21 protein-coding genes, 1 tRNA gene and 2 rRNA genes (1 of these 24 only partly in view) are annotated in these 16,910 nt (G+C 59.1%); 13 read left to right on the forward strand and 11 right to left on the reverse strand.

Going from position 1 to position 16,910, the window contains the following annotated elements; genetic code table 11:
• The 3 genes from KNJ79_RS02620 to KNJ79_RS02630 form a co-directional block, all read left to right on the forward strand.
• Positions 1-1,181 (forward strand): 23S ribosomal RNA (locus tag KNJ79_RS02620) (it extends 1,611 nt beyond the left edge of the window).
• A gap of 115 nt (positions 1,182-1,296) precedes the next feature.
• A 5S ribosomal RNA gene (gene rrf, locus KNJ79_RS02625) occupies positions 1,297-1,411 on the forward strand.
• A 68-nt stretch (positions 1,412-1,479) separates the two neighbouring features.
• A tRNA-Met gene (locus tag KNJ79_RS02630) sits at positions 1,480-1,556 on the forward strand.
• 112 nt (positions 1,557-1,668) lie between these two features.
• Here the strand turns inward: KNJ79_RS02630 and KNJ79_RS02635 are convergent.
• From KNJ79_RS02635 to KNJ79_RS02645, 3 genes are all read right to left on the reverse strand, one after another.
• Entirely contained in the window at positions 1,669-3,303 is a 1,635-nt protein-coding gene (locus KNJ79_RS02635; protein WP_317152687.1) for a recombinase family protein, read from the reverse strand.
• A gap of 100 nt (positions 3,304-3,403) precedes the next feature.
• Positions 3,404-3,577, reverse strand: coding sequence for a hypothetical protein (locus KNJ79_RS02640; protein WP_317152688.1), 174 nt, complete (start codon positions 3,575-3,577; stop codon positions 3,404-3,406).
• A complete protein-coding gene (locus KNJ79_RS02645) occupies positions 3,564-3,800 on the reverse strand; it encodes a helix-turn-helix transcriptional regulator (RefSeq protein ID WP_317152689.1) in 237 nt (78 codons plus the stop codon). The genes KNJ79_RS02640 and KNJ79_RS02645 overlap by 14 nt, the downstream gene beginning before the upstream one ends.
• Positions 3,801-4,058: 258 nt before the next feature.
• Here KNJ79_RS02645 and KNJ79_RS02650 point away from each other — a divergent pair, with 258 nt between their 5' ends.
• Positions 4,059-4,238: a hypothetical protein gene (locus KNJ79_RS02650; protein WP_317152690.1), complete on the forward strand. Its 180-nt coding sequence runs from the start codon at positions 4,059-4,061 to the stop codon at positions 4,236-4,238.
• A gap of 130 nt (positions 4,239-4,368) precedes the next feature.
• Here the strand turns inward: KNJ79_RS02650 and KNJ79_RS02655 are convergent, their stop codons facing one another.
• Complete coding sequence (locus tag KNJ79_RS02655) at positions 4,369-5,229, reverse strand: FRG domain-containing protein (protein WP_317152691.1); 861 nt, start codon at positions 5,227-5,229, stop codon at positions 4,369-4,371.
• A gap of 171 nt (positions 5,230-5,400) precedes the next feature.
• Here KNJ79_RS02655 and KNJ79_RS02660 point away from each other — a divergent pair, with 171 nt between their 5' ends.
• The 3 genes from KNJ79_RS02660 to KNJ79_RS02670 are packed head-to-tail and all read left to right on the forward strand — an operon-like array spanning position 5,401 to position 8,229.
• Entirely contained in the window at positions 5,401-5,874 is a 474-nt protein-coding gene (locus KNJ79_RS02660) for a DUF6932 family protein (RefSeq protein WP_317152692.1), read from the forward strand.
• The gene (locus KNJ79_RS02665) at positions 5,871-7,136 is read left to right on the forward strand and encodes an XRE family transcriptional regulator (RefSeq protein WP_317152693.1); all 1,266 of its coding nucleotides are present in this window, start codon (positions 5,871-5,873) and stop codon (positions 7,134-7,136) included. Before KNJ79_RS02660 ends, KNJ79_RS02665 begins: the two co-directional genes overlap by 4 nt.
• Before the next feature lie 10 nt (positions 7,137-7,146).
• Positions 7,147-8,229, forward strand: a complete 1,083-nt coding sequence (locus KNJ79_RS02670) for a beta family protein (protein ID WP_317152694.1) — start codon at positions 7,147-7,149, stop codon at positions 8,227-8,229.
• On the opposite strand, the gene KNJ79_RS22485 is transcribed toward KNJ79_RS02670, so the two are convergent.
• The 4 genes from KNJ79_RS22485 to KNJ79_RS02690 form a co-directional block, all read right to left on the reverse strand.
• Entirely contained in the window at positions 8,150-8,782 is a 633-nt protein-coding gene (locus KNJ79_RS22485) for a sce7726 family protein (protein ID WP_394357146.1), read from the reverse strand. The genes KNJ79_RS02670 and KNJ79_RS22485 overlap by 80 nt on opposite strands.
• A gap of 106 nt (positions 8,783-8,888) precedes the next feature.
• Positions 8,889-9,287, reverse strand: a complete 399-nt coding sequence (locus tag KNJ79_RS02680; protein WP_317152696.1) for a DUF6527 family protein — start codon at positions 9,285-9,287, stop codon at positions 8,889-8,891.
• The gene (locus KNJ79_RS02685; RefSeq protein WP_317152697.1) at positions 9,284-10,441 is read right to left on the reverse strand and encodes a ThiF family adenylyltransferase; all 1,158 of its coding nucleotides are present in this window, start codon (positions 10,439-10,441) and stop codon (positions 9,284-9,286) included. The genes KNJ79_RS02680 and KNJ79_RS02685 overlap by 4 nt, the downstream gene beginning before the upstream one ends.
• Positions 10,416-10,706 carry a multiubiquitin domain-containing protein gene (locus KNJ79_RS02690; protein WP_317152698.1) on the reverse strand — a complete coding sequence of 97 codons (291 nt, stop codon included), beginning with the start codon at positions 10,704-10,706 and terminating at the stop codon, positions 10,416-10,418. The genes KNJ79_RS02685 and KNJ79_RS02690 overlap by 26 nt, the downstream gene beginning before the upstream one ends.
• A 116-nt stretch (positions 10,707-10,822) precedes the next feature.
• On the opposite strand from KNJ79_RS02690, the gene KNJ79_RS02695 reads away from it, so the two are divergent.
• Together KNJ79_RS02695 and KNJ79_RS02700 are read left to right on the forward strand one after the other, a co-directional pair.
• Positions 10,823-11,167, forward strand: coding sequence for a helix-turn-helix domain-containing protein (locus KNJ79_RS02695; protein WP_317152699.1), 345 nt, complete (start codon positions 10,823-10,825; stop codon positions 11,165-11,167).
• A 65-nt stretch (positions 11,168-11,232) separates the two neighbouring features.
• Entirely contained in the window at positions 11,233-11,718 is a 486-nt protein-coding gene (locus tag KNJ79_RS02700) for an ImmA/IrrE family metallo-endopeptidase (RefSeq protein WP_317152700.1), read from the forward strand.
• Positions 11,719-11,903: 185 nt separating this feature from the next.
• On the opposite strand, the gene KNJ79_RS02705 is transcribed toward KNJ79_RS02700, so the two are convergent.
• Positions 11,904-13,130 (reverse strand): hypothetical protein, encoded by a 1,227-nt coding sequence (locus KNJ79_RS02705; RefSeq protein WP_317152701.1) that lies wholly within the window; start codon positions 13,128-13,130, stop codon positions 11,904-11,906.
• 546 nt (positions 13,131-13,676) lie between these two features.
• Between KNJ79_RS02705 and KNJ79_RS02710 the strand changes: the two genes are divergently transcribed.
• The 4 genes from KNJ79_RS02710 (at position 13,677) to KNJ79_RS02725 (ending at position 16,303) form a co-directional block, all read left to right on the forward strand.
• Entirely contained in the window at positions 13,677-14,597 is a 921-nt protein-coding gene (locus tag KNJ79_RS02710; protein WP_184099765.1) for a HEPN domain-containing protein, read from the forward strand.
• 218 nt (positions 14,598-14,815) lie between these two features.
• A complete protein-coding gene (locus KNJ79_RS02715) occupies positions 14,816-15,310 on the forward strand; it encodes a hypothetical protein (protein ID WP_317152702.1) in 495 nt (164 codons plus the stop codon).
• Positions 15,307-15,813: an RNA polymerase sigma factor gene (locus KNJ79_RS02720; protein ID WP_317152703.1), complete on the forward strand. Its 507-nt coding sequence runs from the start codon at positions 15,307-15,309 to the stop codon at positions 15,811-15,813. Before KNJ79_RS02715 ends, KNJ79_RS02720 begins: the two co-directional genes overlap by 4 nt.
• Positions 15,814-15,889: 76 nt before the next feature.
• On the forward strand, positions 15,890-16,303 hold the full coding sequence (locus KNJ79_RS02725; RefSeq protein ID WP_184099761.1) for a MucR family transcriptional regulator: 414 nt from the start codon (positions 15,890-15,892) through the stop codon (positions 16,301-16,303).
• A gap of 3 nt (positions 16,304-16,306) precedes the next feature.
• Here the strand turns inward: KNJ79_RS02725 and KNJ79_RS02730 are convergent, their stop codons facing one another.
• Positions 16,307-16,528 (reverse strand): conjugal transfer protein TraD, encoded by a 222-nt coding sequence (locus tag KNJ79_RS02730; protein WP_317152704.1) that lies wholly within the window; start codon positions 16,526-16,528, stop codon positions 16,307-16,309.
• Between the two features lie 22 nt (positions 16,529-16,550).
• Entirely contained in the window at positions 16,551-16,856 is a 306-nt protein-coding gene (locus KNJ79_RS02735; RefSeq protein WP_317152705.1) for a conjugal transfer protein TraD, read from the reverse strand.
• Positions 16,857-16,910: the final 54 nt, after the last annotated feature.

Consider the following 16,910-nt stretch of genomic DNA (forward strand, 5'->3'; position numbering starts at 1 on the left):
CCTCCGTACCTTCGGAAGAAGGAGGCCCTGCATCTGGGCAACCAGTTGCAGGGGGCACAGGCCAGGGGGTAGCGACTGTTTAGCAAAAACACAGGACTCTGCTAAGTCGGCTTCAAGACGACGTATAGGGTCTGACGCCTGCCCGGTGCCTGAAGGTTAAGTGGAGGGGTGCAAGCTCCGAAACGAAGCCCAGGTAAACGGCGGCCGTAACTATAACGGTCCTAAGGTAGCGAAATTCCTTGTCGGGTAAGTTCCGACCTGCACGAATGGCGTAACGACTTCCCCACTGTCTCCAGGAGATGCTCAGCGAAATTGAATTCTCCGTGAAGATGCGGAGTACCCGCGGTTAGACGGAAAGACCCCGTGCACCTTTACTGCAGCTTCAGAGTGGCATTAGGAAAGAACTGTGTAGCATAGGTGGGAGGCTTTGAAGCATTGGCGCCAGCCGATGTGGAGCCATAGGTGAAATACCACCCTGTTGTTTTCTGATGTCTAACCTCGATCCATGAAACTGGATCAGGGACCCTCTGTGGCGGGTAGTTTGACTGGGGCGGTCGCCTCCTAAAGAGTAACGGAGGCGCGCGATGGTAGGCTCAGGACGGTTGGAAACCGTCTGCGAGAGTGCAATGGCATAAGCCTGCCTGACTGCGAGACTGACGAGTCGAGCAGAGACGAAAGTCGGTCATAGTGATCCGGTGGTCCCGAGTGGAAGGGCCATCGCTCAACGGATAAAAGGTACGCCGGGGATAACAGGCTGATGATTCCCAAGAGCTCATATCGACGGAATCGTTTGGCACCTCGATGTCGGCTCATCACATCCTGGGGCTGGAGCAGGTCCCAAGGGTTTGGCTGTTCGCCAATTAAAGTGGTACGTGAGCTGGGTTCAGAACGTCGTGAGACAGTTTGGTCCCTATCTGCCGTGGGCGTCGAAATTTGAGAGGAGTTGACCCTAGTACGAGAGGACCGGGTTGAACATACCTCTGGTGTACCTGTCGTGGCGCCAGCCGCGCAGCAGGGTAGCTATGTATGGACGGGATAACCGCTGAAAGCATCTAAGCGGGAAGCCTCCCTCAAGATAAGATTTCACAGAGCCGTGGAAGACCACCACGTTGATAGATCGGATGTAGAAGTGCGGTAACGCATGGAGCTAACCGATACTAATTGCTCTATTCGCGCTTGAAGAGTCCCACCATCAACGACAATCCTGAAGGGGTTGTCCGATGATGTGGATGATATGAAACAGCCATATTGCACGGGCATCGATTGAACCCTTTTTGACCTACGCCGGCTTCATTGCTTGGTGACCATGGCGTCAGTGACCCACCCGATCCCATCTCGAACTCGGCCGTGAAACCTGACAGCGCCGATGGTACTGTGGCTTAAGCCCCGGAAGAGTAGGACGTCGCCAGGCATTGCAGCCGGCGTATGGTCGAAGAAACCCATTCACATGTCGGTGGCGCACGCCACCTGCCCAATTGGCGCGGGATGGAGCAGCCCGGTAGCTCGTCAGGCTCATAACCTGAAGGTCGTAGGTTCAAATCCTACTCCCGCAACCAATAAACGCCCGCTTTCTCAATGAGATGGCGGGCTTTTTCGTGTCTGGAACGGAGCCCTTCGGCCCCCCTGAATGGCGGCTTTGGGGTCGAAAGCGGCCGTTCCCCATCTTCGTCATTCCCGCGAACCCCGGCACACCTTTGTTATAACTCGGTCGGTGCCCGGTTGCGCGTTGTCATTCACGAAGTCGAGAATGCCCATCAGCGAGCCATGCAGCGTGGCATGAACCTCGCCGCGCGCCTCACCCGCATGCAGCACGATCTTGCCGACGAGCGAGCGGATGTCGGTTGACGCATCGAGCCGTGCGTGCGGGTCGTGGAGCGTTTCGGTAAGTCTGGCGACCTTGCGCTTGTAGATCTCGGCGATGCCGGGATGGACATCGGGGATGCCAGCGGGCGCCTCGGCCAGCCGCACGGTGATTTCGGCCTTCTCGCGTTCGAGTTCGGCCATGCGCGCTTTCATGGAGGGCTGATAAAGTCCGTCCTCGATCGCCGCCATGATCCCCGCGATGGCCTTGTCGATCTTTGCCAGTGCACGGCTGTCGGCATCGGCCTGGATGCGGCGCTCGCGGTTCTCGTGGTTGATATGCGTCGCATAGGCGGCGACGGCCGCGTCGATCTTGTCAGCCGATACCAGCCGGTCGGCGATGCCCGCGAGCGCCCGACGCTCCAGTTCCTCGCGCCGGATCGTCCGGCTGTTGGAGCAGGTGCGGCTGCGATAATGGCCGACGCAGCCATAGCGGTCGCTGACGACGATGGCGAAGGTACTGCCGCACGCGCCGCATTCGAGCAGACCCGAGAGCAGATAGGCTGGACGCCGCTTGCCATGCAGCGCCCGCGCCTGCGCCGCTGCCTTGATGCCCTTGTTCCGCGCGGCAAGCGCTTCCTGTTGGCGCTTGGCCGCCTCCCATAGCTCGTCGCTGACGATGCGCAGTTCGGGCACCGCTTTTCGCACCCACTCGGATTCGGGGTTGAGCCGGGTGACCTGCTTGCCGGTGGTCGGATCTTTCACATAATGTTTGTGATTCCAGACGCGGACGCCGACGTAGAGTTCATTGTTCAGAACGCCGAGACCCCGGCGCGGCGTGCCCCGGATGCTCGTGTCGCGCCACGGCTTTCCCGACGGCCCCGCAATGCCCTCGACATTGAGGTCGCGCGCGATGGCGATGGGACTTTTGCCAGCGGCAAATTCTCGGAAGATGCGCTCGACGATCAGCGCTTGCGTGGGATCGACCTCGCGCTCGCCGCGCACCAGCTCACCTTCGCTGTTGAGGCGCCGGACCATGCGGTAGCCATAGCCGACCGCGCCGGCGGAGAAACCTTTCTCGATCCGCCCCCGCAGACCGCGATGCGTCTTCTTCGAGAGGTCTTTGAGGAACAGCGCGTTCATCGTTCCCTTGAGCCCGACATGCAGCTCAGAGATTTCACCTTCGGCGAGCGTGATCAGCGGCACCCGTGCGAACTGGAGATGCTTGTAAAGCGTCGCGACATCGGCCTGGTCGCGCGATACCCGGTCGAGTGCTTCGGCGACCACGATATCGAACTTGCCGCCCTGCGCATCGGCGAGCAGCTTCTGGACGTCCGGCCGCAGGATCATGCTGTCGCCCGAGATAGCGGCATCTGCGTAGCTCGCGACGATCTGCCATCCCTCGCGTGTCGCGCGCTCGCGGCAGAGCCGCTGCTGGTCGGCGATCGAGGCGGCATTCTGCTGGTCGGAGGAATAGCGGGCATAGAGCGCGGCGCGGATCATGACATCTTCCTTTCGAATGGCGGGGCAAGGCCCCGCACAGCCGGGTAAGACAGTGTCCCGCGCCAACACCCTAAGGTCAATGCGTTGGCGCCTTCGGGCTTTACAGAGGCTCGTTGTCGTTCGCCGCCTTGCGGGCACGGATATGCTCGCGGGCGATGTGGCGACCGATCGCTTCGGCGATACGCGTCAGCGCCGCATCGGCAGCGGCGGGATCGACTACGCCATTATCGTTCGCGGCCACGATGCCATCGCGCGGCGCGTCATCCTCTCGCATGACCGGCCCGCTCCGCATCGCGATTGTCATTGTCGGCGCGGTAGGCAGGCGGATCGGCGATCCAGCGGTTGACCGCGGACTCGTGCCACCCGGCACCGTGAACGCTGATCTTCACCTGCTCTGGAAACGTACCGTCGGCAATCTTGCGATAGAGCGTCGAGCGTGAGAGCCCGGTGCGGGCGAGCACAGTCTGAAGGCGGATGATCCGTTCGGGCACAGGCATGGGGGGTTACTCCTTCGGCTGGGGTTGGCTGGGCTCCCTTGGGGCTAGAATTGGTGATATCGCCGCGCCGAACAACTGCCTCCTCGCGGCGTCTCAGCCTGCGCAGGGTGGGGCGTCGTCTCTTGTCGTTTCCTGGCGTCCGCTGTCGTTTGACGGCGGGGCCACAATTTTTTTCCCATGCCGTCCCAATCACGGATTTGGTGCCGCCTGGGGCAGCAGGCGCTTGCCTCTGTGGCCGCGCGACGCGCGCCGAATCGAGTGGACGGAGCGTTTGCCGATGCAGATTCGCTTTTGGGGATCGCCCAGGTTGTGAGGAGATCATTGCATGACGTCATGCGCCAAGGATCGGCGGAACTGCGCCTCCTGGAAACTACGGTTTCAGCGCATCTGGGCGCGTTTGAAGGAATTCAGCGCACGATGTTCGCCAGCAGCTATTGAACGCCACCCCGCAAATCCATTCTCGTTAGTCCGCGCTTCAGCTTTGCGCCCGATGGCAGTCGTTCCAGTGATCGAAAGCCAATCTCCAAAGCTGACGTCGTTGAGCACCCTCCAGTGAATATTGGAGACTTCAGCTTGGAAGTGATGATCGGACCGCTTCCGCCAGTGCGCACATCCCGTCGACCGATGCACGTGGATACAGTGCGCTTTCTCCCACCAGCGGAAAGTGCCCACTTTTTTCCCAGAAGCTATCTGGTTCAAACCTGAATTTCGCTATCAGCCGTCGGCCAAAGTCCATCTCTGCATGAGAATAAAGCAGCTTTTGCTCCGCGGTTGCGCATTCCGGGTACTCTGCCAGGAGGTAGCCTTCCTGTACATGAGGACGCACCGCTGTCGGCGGGCAGACACTCGCGAGCCGCACTGTCTGGATTCCTGCTTCGGCGCTGGCGGTGATCGCCCCACTTATGTTGGGAATACCCAGAACAAACACGAATGCTTCGCCATTGGCGTTATGCGACGCAAATGACGCTGCAATCCGCAGAGACTGAGTCACGTCGAGAAGAGGCGTTGCGCAGATCTCATAGTGTTGGATCATTGCCCAGCGAAGGATGCGCTGACGTTCCAGCCTATCCCGTCCCAGTAGTCCGCGAGCCTTATATTCGGTAACTAACGCGGCTTCCGCTCGCACAAGTCGCTCAAAGCGTTTGTTCAGCGTGGTCTCCGTTGGCACGTGGCTAGATTTCGCGGCACGCAGAAGGGTAGGCTTCAATGAGGTATAGCCGAGCCTGTTCTTGTGGTCGCCAGTCTGGCCCCTGAACATGAGTACGAAATCGCGGTTCCTAAATTGCAGCTCGGCAACCTTGGTGGCGAGATCAACATAGTTACGGACCAAGTGCGCGCGGCCCTTGCGAATGGCGCTAGTGCTCAATCCAGTCGTACTCTCGGCGCCCTCAGGAAATGTCCAGATTTTCTGATTTCCAATGATCTCCATGCTCGGTCACCCCTCCCGGCGGTTGTGCGCAGCGACTGTTCGATATCGAATCATGCCGCATACCTCTCGCGTGACATAAATGGCGAGCGCAAAGGCATTTTGCCCGAATGCACTCCGATCCGGATCAATTTCTCGTCGACACGGCATCGACACAACAATACAATTGTGTTAATGATACCAGCATTGATCGATTTAGGACCACCGACCCCTTGGCCCGTGCTGCCGCCCGGTATCCACGATACCGACTTTGCGGAAATCGAGGTAGTGTTTGCGACGACACCGCATCGCCAGAAACTTTTCGATGGTCTGAAGCGGGCCGCATCAGCGCTCGCGCAGGTAGGGTGCACAGTCCTCTATATCGATGGCAGCTTCGTTACCGGGAAGGACCATCCTGGTGACTTTGACGCATGTTGGGATCATCGCGGTATGGATCTAACCCGGCTCGATCCGGTGCTTTTGACCTTCGCTAACAAGCGCGCTGCTCAGAAAAAGAAATACTTTGGCGAGATGTTTTGGGCGTTCGGGCCTGGGAACGCTGGCGGCACAAGCTTTCTGGAGCTTTTCCAAAACGACAAGGAGTCGGGGCGACCGAAGGGCATCTTGCGAGTTTCGCTCAAGCCTTCTTCCACAGGTACGACGCCATGATCACGAACGAAAAACAGTATCGAACGACGCGGACGCTCGCCGAAAAGCTTCGTTCGTCGCTCGCAGATCTCGACCGGACAGCGAGCGATCTACCTCCCATTTTGATCAAGGCGCATCGGGAAGCGCTCGACAGTCAGGCGTCCGAGCTCGAAGCGGACATTGCAATGTACGAAGACTTGCGCTCGGGCCGCGTCGCGAATTTCGCCGCGGAGACGTTTCAAGATCTGCCCGACATTCTTATTCGTGCGCGCATCGCCCGCGGCATGACGCAAAAGGATCTCGGGGATTTTATCGGCGTCAAGGAGCAGCAGATCCAGCGCTACGAGGCCGAGCGATACCGTTCGGCCAGCCTGGAACGATTGATCGAAGTCGCTGGCGCCCTCGACGTCGAAATCCGGGGAGAAGTGGCACTTGTTGGCGATGGGCGGTTCAATTCGGTCGACCCCTCCGTCTGGAGCAACTTCCCGATCACCGAAATGTATAAGCGGGGGTGGTTCGAAGATTTTTCGGGCAGTTTAGCCGAAGCCAAGAAGGCAGCTCCACAGCTAGTTCCGAGCTTTCTTGCGGCGACTGGCGCGGATTATCTCATGCCTGCAATGCACCGCAAATCGGTACGGTCAAAAGGGAATGTCCTCGAAGCGGCGTTCACGGCTTGGGAAGCGCGAGTGCGCACGCTTGCCGAACAAAATCCGCCCGAAGCCGAATTCGACCCGAAGTTTATCAGCGACGAGTGGATCGGTGCTCTGCGCGCAATGAGCGTTGAACCCGACGGAGTCAGCCGGACGGTCGATCATCTTCGCGACATCGGCATATCGCTGATCGTCGAACGCCATCTACCCGGCACGCTTCTCGATGGCGCCGCGCTTTGCTCGATCCGGAAGCGTGCCATTGTCGCGATGACGCTTCGCCACGATCGTCTCGACAATTTCTGGTTCACGTTATTCCATGAACTTGGGCACCTGAAATTGCACATCGGCACCGGGAAGTTTGCCGCAATCTTCGATGACACCGAGGCGCCGGCGGATTCAGATGTCGAGGACGAAGCGGACCTGTTTGCGCAGGAGGCTCTGATACCGACCGACAATTGGAAGCTTGCTGCCTCGCGGTTCGCCCGTACAGAACGCTCCGTCCTTGTTGACGCGAAGCGCTTCGGTGTCGGGCCTGCCGTTATCGCGGGGCGCATCCGACGCGAAGCCCGAAATTACACATTGCTTCCAGGCTTAGTCGGGTCGGGCGAAGTGCGTCGCAGGTTCGGACTGTGAGGAAGGCGCGATGATCACGCATCTCGATTATGTCCCCGCCTTGAAATGGCGGCAGGGCGAATATCAAGCGCTACTTCGGCTTAGCGACGCACAGAAATTGCGCGTTGTTCCGCTCATCGAAATCACTCCGCCCGAGTTCGATTTCGAACTGTGGGTGCCTAAGAAGACGATCGACGAGCATTTGGCGACGTTCGCGACACGCCTGAAGGCCAAATGGGGGCCCCGACCCGCGCTTCTCGATTGCGGCCTGGTTGAGCCGGCTATGCGAATGGCGGACGGTACGCATCCGTTGTCTTATCTATATGACCGCGCAGCGACACTTGGCGCCAACCTCATTCCTGTGACCAATTTTGAACGCGACGCCGATTATCAGCGCGCAGTTTGTGAGATTGATGCGGTCGGCGGCACCGGCGCCGCGCTGCGATGCGGTATCGAGGACATGCTCGACCCTGAGTTTGACAAAACCCTCGACGGACTCCTTGGCGAGATCGAAATCAATATTTCGGCGCTCGACATCATTCTCGATCTTCGCTCGCCGGCCTTCGAGCCACAAGCCGATCTCGTCGCCATCGTGATCTCCGCGCTTTCAGGGGCGAGTGCAGCGAGCGAGTGCAGAAGCATCACGCTGATCGCGACCTCCTTTCCCGATTCGATGGGAGCGGTGACGCCGCCTCTTCAGTTCTGGCCCCGCCGAGAGTGGCTGCTGTACAAGGCGGTTCGTGCCGCGCTTCCTGCCGGTTTCCGAACGCCGGGCTTTGGCGATTACGCCATCGCCGGCGCTGAATTTGCGCAAATGGATATGCGCGTCGTTAAGCCGTCGGCTACGATCCGCTACGCCGTCGATGATGGCTGGCTCATTGCGAAGGGGGTCAACGTGCGTGACAACGGATTTGCGCAGTGCCGCACGCTAAGCGGATCAATAACCACTTCGCCGAGCTATCTTGGCATTTCGCACTCGGCGGGCAGTGCCTATATCGACGGATGCCGCGCAGGCACTGAGAAGACCGGCAATCTCACGACATGGCGCTGGGTGGGTACGAACCATCATATCGCGAAAGTCGTGTCCGATCTCGCCACCCTTCACGGGCCTTGAGCGTGTCGCGGACCAGTCGAGACAAGGTTCGCACTGAAACCGATCTTGTGAGAAGCCTGTAGAGCTCGGTTCGGGGTGCCCGCAGTGCTCGCTCGCTCTCTCCGCGGCTGCGTAGCATTGCTACGACTTCATCTCGCCAGAGCAGCCGCGCGATCATCATCGGATCAGTGCCGCGGTTGATATGTTCGCCGCGAACACGCTGAAACGTCACCACGCCGGATTTGGAGCGAGCAGCCACGACCACTCCCCACCAATCAGGTAGGATCTCCTTGGCCGCGCGGAGATGGCGCTCGGCGACGATGAGCGTCGCTTTGTCAACGACCGAACCATAGGCCTCGATCTGCCTCGGCAATCGTACGAGCGTGTCCGCTTCAGCTTTGATTTCGAGACCACGGATATGCCCGTTAATGACAGCAATATCGACGCGACAAGCGCCATGACCGAGACCAAGTTCATCAATGATCAAGGTGTCGTCACAGGCTTCGGCATGGCGCAGCAGCTTGCGGTAGGCCGCCCTTCTGATGTCGCCATCCCGGAGTAACGCTGTTTCCATTCTCTGCTATTGGCGCGCCATTCGCGAAGCCGCAACCGATTTGACCGCCGAAACTGTCAATCAGGTGCTATAGTACGAAAATATGGAGCTTTCCGAGCTTAGTGCCTTATCCCCGTCTAAACCACGAAAGTAGGCTGACTAGCCACAGCTTAATCCGCTTGGACCAGGTGGCTTTGCGTGCATAATAGTTATCGCGGCGAGCGTCTTCCGCCGCGCGGCCGGCGGCAACCTGTTCCGCAGACCACGTTGGCATCCACTCCACGCCGCCATCGGTGATATAATAATGGGCGTCGCAAACATTCCAGTTGCCGATTGAGGGGCGCAGCGTCACACCTTTCGCGCCGACGGTGATGCGGTAGTTCTGGTTGTCGACCGGAAGTTGAATCACATCGCCACAACCGCACGCACAACGATGCGCGCACATTTTGAACTCCTGCGAATAGTAAAGAACGCCTGGTTCGATCTGTGCGGGAAACCGTTCGATTTCAGTCAGCTGATATCTCATGCAGCACCCATCATCTTGGACAGCCCCACGCTGAATAGCGAATTAAACAGTCCTGCGTCGTCTGCATAAAAACCTCGCATCTGCTTGTAGCGGATGACGGCTAGCGCCGCATTCAGGGCATTGAGCTCCGCGATCTGGACAAAGGTACGATACGCGCCTTCGCCTTCGTCCTTGTCGAGCGGAACATCGGCAATGGCGCGGTCATAGGTCATCTCATCAAATAGCGTCGTGCGGACCAGGCCATCGAGACGACCGTTCTCCTTTTCGACACCTATGCCGACGTCGATGAAGGGCACGCCGAGCGTTCGAAGCATTGCGCAAATTTCAGCACGCGATTCACCATCGTCAATGCAGATGAATGCGAAAGTGATATTAGCAAAATGTTCCGCGTCGCAGGCGCCCACGCGCAATTGATGGAAATACAACCGGTGGCGGAATGCATCGTACTTTCGGCGATACAGCGCCGTCTTGGCTTGTCCGAACATATCGAACGGAATCTCGCCAGGAGCTCGGAAACCGTTGTGAACGGCGAATGCGTCGAAATCGAAGGCATCGATCGAATACACCGGCGTCTTTACCATGAAGTCGAGGACGAAACCGCCAGTACCGCCGAGGCCGATAATTGCCACGCGCTCGTTCGCGAGATGGGCATTTAGGTCGGTAATCTCCGCGCGCGCGGAGAACGTGTCCGTGACCTTGAACGGCGACGCATCTTCGGAAACTTCGTAGACTGCGCCTGTGCGCGGCGTGACGCTAAATTTTTGTTCGGCCGGACCAGAGATCAGGGCCACATAATGTTCGATCAAGCCGGTGTAGATTGCAAAGCCCTCCGGCGGCTTATTCGAAAGATGCCAAGGGTATTCTGTGCCGCCGATCGAGACATTGTCGACTTTTGCGGCGCCGAGTGGAATTGGCGTCCCGTCGGCAAAGTGCGGGGCGCTCCCGCTCCAGTACATCTGGTGATTTTTGGGTGCGCCGACCTTGTCCTCCTCGTCCAGCGTAAGGGGAGCCCCAAGGCTCCCCTTCGCCAGTTCACCGGCATGGTTGACGTACCAAACGTCATTAACGACGAGGTGCGCGTTCAGGATCGACAGCGAATACCCGCGGGAAAGCAGGTCTTCGAGACCCTTAAGATTCGCCGGTGCGTTTGACACGGAACCGCATCCCTTCACCGATAACCACCGAACCGCCCTTGCTGAGAGTTCCTTCGGGGTTTGCCTTGGGACCACGCTCGTAGACGATGCTATAGGTGGCGTTGGGGTGCGCGGCGTGATCGGGATACGCGATCTCGACCACCCGGCTATAAGTGATCTTGCCCTTGGGCTCGTCGGAATCGGTCGTGTTGACAGTGATGCGAACCTTGTTCCGGCCATCACCGGGATCGCGATCGCCATTTCCTTTATCTTCGTCTGAACTCATTGGAGAGCCTTCCTATCTCGATACCGATTGCGAATCTGCAATCGGTGAGATAGAAATAGGGGGTCAGATAGAAATTGCAATACTGCAATCGATTCTAATTGTGGAATAGGAGATTCATGGCTGAAAGGTTCGACAACGAAGCCTTCTATGCAGCGCTAAACGCGACGCGACTTAGCCGTCAGCTGACCTGGAAAGACGTGGCTGAGCAGGCGGGAATCTCTGCCTCGACATTAACGCGCATTGGCCAAGGGAAACGCCCGGATATAGATGGCCTTGCTGCGCTGCTGCAATGGTCCGGGCTCAAGGCTGAGACCTTTATTCGAGACGGCGAGATTGCCGAGGCTGAACCACTGGCGCGAGTTACCGCCCTGTTGCGTGCGGACCCCAATCTGAGTCCCGAGAACGCGAAGGTTTTGGAAGATATCGTCGCGGCTACCTATTCGCGATTACGAGGCACATAGAAATGGGGTTTGCACGGGGTTTCAAGGCTCATGCCAATCGGATCGCGTTGGGAATTCGCGAGCAGATGGGTTTGGCACCGATCGATCCGATCGACCCCTTCGCGATATGCGCTCGTTACGAGATTGAAGTTATCCAGATGTCGAGTCTGCCGTGCGATTGCTCAGCTTTCAAATCTGGCGAGCAGAGCCGTTTCTCAGCGATGACGGTGCCATGCGGGATCCGGTCCGCCATTGTGCATAACGACACCCACCATCCGCTGCGGCAACGCAGTAACATTTGCCACGAGTTGGCTCACCTCTTTCTCGGGCATGAGCATGTCCCGCCACTGAACGAAGATGGCGAGCGCGCCCATGACAGCGGAATTGAAGCGGAAGCCAATTTTCTCGGCGGATGTTTGCTCGTGCCTAATGAGGCGGCGCTACACATCCTTTCCAACGGTTTGGCGGCGCGGGCCCAACTGATCTATGGGGTTAGCAGGCCGATGCTCGACTTTCGACTCCGAGTTAGCGGCGCCCATGTAAGATATCAGCGTCGCCAAGGCTTAGGTTAGACGCCATCCAAGCCAAATCTGGGTGCGTCGACTTGAGAGCTAGTTGCTTCGCACGCCTCGTCTTGCGACCCATTGGGCACAGGGATTGTCCGCTTCTCGTGCCTCACCGCCAAAAGCCGACAGACCGTAAACGGCCACTTCCGAAGTATAAGTGGCACGCCGATGATGAGGCGCTTCGTTGATTACTAGTACTCCGAAAGACCGAGCCGGACGTAAACGCGACCGGTTGCGTTGACGCCGCCTGGCTCCACGACGTCGTATTCGAACCACGCCAACCCCTTTGCTGCGTTTAGCCGGCGTAGCATGATATCACCGTTAGATGAGAGCGTTGCGCTCAACTGAGCGGAAAATTTTTCCGGTACACGGATTGCGGTCACCTTGAGCTGTCTGTGGTCAATCCCCACGCCGCCGATCGAATAAACTCCGAGGTCATTACACGCGGGCGAAGAAGTTGGACCGGCTCCGATTTGGCAGCCACCGCTCAGCGCCAGGCTGTTGCCGGCCGCGGTACGGCTAATTGACCGCAAATCGGTAACGGCAACGAGACTGTGCGGCACCACATTCGCGACATACCCTCGATCTTGGATGGTGGGCGAAGGAATCTCTGCAAATTCGCGAAAGGCGGCGAGCAGCCTTTCCGTGGTGATCGCATCTGCATCCGTGGTGTCTGGATATCCCCCCCGAGCAAGGTCTTCGATGACGGGAAGAACCACCAAGCGAAGGCCGTGCTGAATATCGGTCGCATGCTGCGGGGTCGAAAGATACGCGTCCACCGCCGCGCCATATCGCGCCAGTAGAGAAGCGATGGCCCGCTTCGCGTCGGATGAGGTTGTCGACATTCGCGAACTGCGATCCAGAATTGCGCGTATGTCAGTTTCGCCGTTCCAATCCACTCGCCGCGATTTCAGCTGCTCGACGACAGCGCCTAACGTGCCGTCGAAAGTGATAGCCGTATCCGCTTGGCCGTAAGAACCAGTGGGGTTGAGGAAGGCAAAGGCCGCGAGTTTCAAATTTAGCGCCGTCACGCGGCGACCAAGCGCAGCCTCGGCAGGGTCAGACATGGCGGGCACCGCCGCGAAAGTCGCAAGCTCGCGGGCGGACATTCCGAGACCGATATTCGCTGCGACCAGATCATCGTCGATCGAATCCAGCAAACCTGTTACTGGAGAAACCACCGTTGCTCCGACCGGTGCCCTCATTGACGCGTAGGCATAGCCGCTCAGCGTATCGAGACCACCTCCCTCCAGAGCGGCGTCTGGCTCTAACGTGATTTGGTCGCCATTGATGTTGTTGATGGCCGTTGGGCCGAACTGGCCTGAAGCGTTTGCAAAAACGCTGACGTCGAAAAGCCGGGTATTTGCCGTAGCGACAGAATCGTAGAATATCCCGCTCTCATTGGTGTCGAATATCATCTCGCCAAGAACTGGCCCACCCACTCCAGCGTAAAAGGAGGTGCCCACTGGCACGGGAGTTGGGGTCGGAGTAGGTGCAGGGGTTGGCGTCGGGGTAGGTGTGGGAGGAACTGTGACAACATTGCCGCCTCCGGAACTCTCTCCGCCGCCGCATGCCGACAGCATCGCAACTGCCGAAATCGCGGATAGCAGCCGCCCGCTAAATCCATTTCGCATTCTGAAACCACCCCCCTGTATTCATCCACCCATAAGGTCTGTTTCGCCTGCGTCGAGACCGTAAATTTGACTGCGCATCGTGATAGGATTCGCCCACTCTTTTTTGCTAACCTTGGCTTTTCAGAAGGCGATCCTCAAACATCCCACGGCTCCGAACGTCCGCTTCTCTAGGTTCGTCGCCTGGAAGCTGAACGTCAGCAACCGGCCAGTTCCGAAGTGCGCTGATAGGCTGGCGATCCTCGGAATGGACTGGTTATCGACGCCCCCCGCAGAGCGCCGGGCAATCTGTTCTTGCCAAGTGACGGGCATTGCCCGAAGATTCCTGCACGCATGCGAACAGACGTCGATCATCTGCCAGCCGCCAAGCAGCGCGAGCTCGAACGCATCGTCGAAATCATCTTCGACGAGTTCGGTGCCGCGACCGAGAATGCGACCGGGCGCCGCAAGGGCGCCCGCATATTGAAGATCATCCTGTTCGGCAGCTACGCGAGGGATGATTGGGTCGACGCGCGGGCGTCTGCCAACCAGTATAAATCCGATTACGATATTCTCGTCATCGTCAGCCAGAAGGAGCTGACTGATCGCGCCGCCTATTGGGCCAAGGCCGAGGAGCGGCTGATCCGGGCGTATACGATCGAAAAGACGCTGCGCACGCCGGTCAATTTCATCGTCCACTCGCTCCACGAGGTCAACGATGGGCTCGCGCATGGCCGGGTCTTCTTCATGGAGGTCGCGAAGGATGGCATCGCGCTTTACGAGGCTGATGATCGTGAATTGGCGACGCCGAAACCGAAGACTTCGGAGCAAGCTTTGGCGACCGCGAGAGAATATTTTGAGGACGGATTCCCGTCTGCGATGAAGCGGTATGAATTTGCACGGTTTGGAATCGACAAGGGGTATTTGAAGGACGCTGCCTTCGATATGCACCAGACCACCGAGCGTCTTTATGCCTGCCTACTGCTGACGCTGACCTATTACACGCCGTACAACCACAACATCGCATTCCTGCGTTCGCTCGCCGAGGGGCTGGACCGCCGCCTCTATGGCATCTGGCCGGAAGCCAATCGCCGCGAACGCGCAATGTTCCAGAAGTTGAAAGAGGCTTACACCAAGGCCCGCTATTCCAAGCACTACCGGATCAGCGAAGAAGAGCTGACCTGGCTCGGCGAGCGTGTCGAGGAACTCGGCCGCGTCGTCCATCAGGTCTGCACCGACAGGATCACGGAGCTCGAAAAGGCCGTGCGCGAATAGACGCGGGCGGCCGCCCGGCTTGCCGGGACTCCCCGCTTCTGGCATAATCCCGCCCACGGGATGGAATGACTGGCGGCCATCCCGAGGAACGTCCTGCCAGCATCATGCTGGTCCGGCCGAGGGTCGGGCAGTTGCTGTAAGCCGATCGATCGGCACACAGCGGACACCGCTTGCACATTCGCGCGCTGACGCGCGGACCGCCGCTGTGCGAGCTCAACATGCATACCCCCAAAGCTAACGACGTTTACGCGCGCGAAGTCCTGATGGCGCGCGTCGGCCATCTGATCCGCCGCAAGCAGCAGGAGGTCGAACGGATCACGCGCATCCTGCGCGCCTGCTTCGATCCCGATGTGGTGCAGGCGCCCGAGCCGGGCGAAATCCGCCGTATCATCTTGATCGGCCCCTATGCGCGGAAGACTTGGTATGAAGACGACGAGACGATCAACTTTTCCGATTACGAATTCTGGATCGTCGTCAATCATCCGCTGTTCAAGGAAGCGGAATGCTGGACCCGCGCCCGCGAGGTCATCGACAGCGAGCTTGGCAACCGCTGCGCTGTCAGCCTCGAACTCTATTCGAAGGCCGACATCCGCGTCGCCAAGGCCGAGCGCGACACCTTCATCCTCGACCGTATCGAGGCGGGCATCACCCTCTATCGCGCGTCGCGCGATGCGCCGTTATTGCCGCGCGAGCGCAAAGGGGTGCGGTCGTGACCGCCCCGGCTTCGGCGGTCGCCTTCGACGCCTTCTATCGGGCCGAACGAGCGCGGGTGCATGGCTTTTTCCGGCGGAAGGTCGGGCGCGACGAGGCGGCCGATCTGACGCAGGAAGCGTTCATGCGCCTTTATGGCAGCGGCAAGCTCGCGACACTGGAATATCCCCGGGCCTATCTGGCGAAGATTTCGCGCAACAAATGGCTCAACCGGCTACGACAGCAGGAACGGCGTGGCATCCTCTATCCCTTGGACGAGGAACGCGATGCTGCCACGCCGCCCGAACAGGAGCGAAGGTTCGAGGGAAAGGAACTGCGACGCGCCTATTGGCGGGCGCTTCGCCCCTTGTCGCGAAAGACCCGGCGCATCTTTCTGATGCACCGGCTACGCGGCATGACCTACCGGGACATTGCCGACGAACTCGGAATAAGCTGCAAGGCGGTCGAAAATCATATCGGGCGCGCGCTGGCGCGATGCCGCAGAGTCACTGCGCGCCTTACTTGAAGTGGCGTCCGGATACGGGCATGTCCGTAGCTTAGAATAGTAAGGGTCATGCCGCCGGGTCCAAGGAGAACAAAAAATGCAAGATGCCGAAGCGCTCGTCACGCTCACCGCCGACATTGTAGCGGCGCACGTCAGCAACAATAATGTGGCCGTGTCCGATCTGCCGCTGGTCATTAAGACCGTGCACGACGCGCTCGCCGGACTTGGCGAGGCCGACGAGCCCGAAGCCAAACAGGAACCGGCGGTATCGCTCCGCGCGTCGACGAAGCCCGACTACATCATCTGCCTCGAAGACGGCAAGAAGTTCAAAACACTTCGGCGCCACCTGATGACGGACCATGACATGACGCCCGAAGATTATCGTGCGAAGTGGAATCTGTCGCCGGACTATCCGATGGTCGCCCCCAACTATGCCGAGAAGCGCCGCGCGCTCGCGAAGGAGATCGGGCTCGGTAAGAACGGGCGCGGCGGACGACCGCGCAAGAAATAGACGTCAGCTCTCGGCGTCGAACGCGCGCTTCCCGCGCCGCTTCCACAGCGCTGCGGCATGGGCGCGCTCGTCGCTCCTGAGCTTGTTCGCCATCCACAGGAAGGCGCCATAGAGCATCGCGCGATCGTCGTCGGTGAGATCGACGAGCTCGGCTTTGACGACGAGACCGCCCAGCTCAATGAGTTGCCGCGTGCGTTCGCGCCGCTTCACTTGCCATTCGCGCATTCCGATCCGTGCCTTCGTCGCTTCAAGCCGATGCCGCATGGCCGTCAGACGCCGTGTCATTCGCCGCACCACGATCAGGTCGCGACGTAGTTTTGCGCGCGCCGTGCCGAAAGAAGCTCGCGCCCGCCTTGCGCCACCCCTCCTTCACGCTTGTATCCTTGGCCGCGACGGCGCCGAGCAATGCGCCGGCGAGCATGTCGGCATCAAGCGCATCGGCACCGGTCGCAATGACGAGTTCGCCGAGCTGGCGAACGCGGCGTTCCTTGAGGGTCTTCGCTTTGGCTTCGAGCGCCTTCAATTCCGAATCGATATCGCGGGGTTTGCGCATCGCAAAGTCTCCATTCTGTGACAATGCTGCCATGATAGAAGAGCGGCGCCCGTG

The organism is Sphingopyxis indica (genome assembly GCF_032879645.1).
GTDB lineage: Bacteria > Pseudomonadota > Alphaproteobacteria > Sphingomonadales > Sphingomonadaceae > Sphingopyxis > Sphingopyxis indica.

Coding starts and splice junctions, on each gene's coding strand:
- KNJ79_RS02635 (WP_317152687.1), bottom strand. CDS start 3,303: ATGATCCGCGCCGCGCTCTATGCCCGCTATTCCTCCGACCAGCAGAAT.
- KNJ79_RS02640 (WP_317152688.1), bottom strand. CDS start 3,577: ATGCGAGAGGATGACGCGCCGCGCGATGGCATCGTGGCCGCGAACGAT.
- KNJ79_RS02645 (WP_317152689.1), bottom strand. CDS start 3,800: ATGCCTGTGCCCGAACGGATCATCCGCCTTCAGACTGTGCTCGCCCGC.
- KNJ79_RS02655 (WP_317152691.1), bottom strand. CDS start 5,229: ATGGAGATCATTGGAAATCAGAAAATCTGGACATTTCCTGAGGGCGCC.
- KNJ79_RS02660 (WP_317152692.1), top strand. CDS start 5,401: ATGATACCAGCATTGATCGATTTAGGACCACCGACCCCTTGGCCCGTG.
- KNJ79_RS02665 (WP_317152693.1), top strand. CDS start 5,871: ATGATCACGAACGAAAAACAGTATCGAACGACGCGGACGCTCGCCGAA.
- KNJ79_RS02670 (WP_317152694.1), top strand. CDS start 7,147: ATGATCACGCATCTCGATTATGTCCCCGCCTTGAAATGGCGGCAGGGC.
- KNJ79_RS22485 (WP_394357146.1), bottom strand. CDS start 8,782: ATGGAAACAGCGTTACTCCGGGATGGCGACATCAGAAGGGCGGCCTAC.
- KNJ79_RS02680 (WP_317152696.1), bottom strand. CDS start 9,287: ATGAGATATCAGCTGACTGAAATCGAACGGTTTCCCGCACAGATCGAA.
- KNJ79_RS02690 (WP_317152698.1), bottom strand. CDS start 10,706: ATGAGTTCAGACGAAGATAAAGGAAATGGCGATCGCGATCCCGGTGAT.
- KNJ79_RS02695 (WP_317152699.1), top strand. CDS start 10,823: ATGGCTGAAAGGTTCGACAACGAAGCCTTCTATGCAGCGCTAAACGCG.
- KNJ79_RS02700 (WP_317152700.1), top strand. CDS start 11,233: ATGGGTTTGGCACCGATCGATCCGATCGACCCCTTCGCGATATGCGCT.
- KNJ79_RS02705 (WP_317152701.1), bottom strand. CDS start 13,130: ATGATATTCGACACCAATGAGAGCGGGATATTCTACGATTCTGTCGCT.
- KNJ79_RS02710 (WP_184099765.1), top strand. CDS start 13,677: ATGCGAACAGACGTCGATCATCTGCCAGCCGCCAAGCAGCGCGAGCTC.
- KNJ79_RS02715 (WP_317152702.1), top strand. CDS start 14,816: ATGCATACCCCCAAAGCTAACGACGTTTACGCGCGCGAAGTCCTGATG.
- KNJ79_RS02725 (WP_184099761.1), top strand. CDS start 15,890: ATGCAAGATGCCGAAGCGCTCGTCACGCTCACCGCCGACATTGTAGCG.
- KNJ79_RS02730 (WP_317152704.1), bottom strand. CDS start 16,528: ATGCGCGAATGGCAAGTGAAGCGGCGCGAACGCACGCGGCAACTCATT.
- KNJ79_RS02735 (WP_317152705.1), bottom strand. CDS start 16,856: ATGCGCAAACCCCGCGATATCGATTCGGAATTGAAGGCGCTCGAAGCC.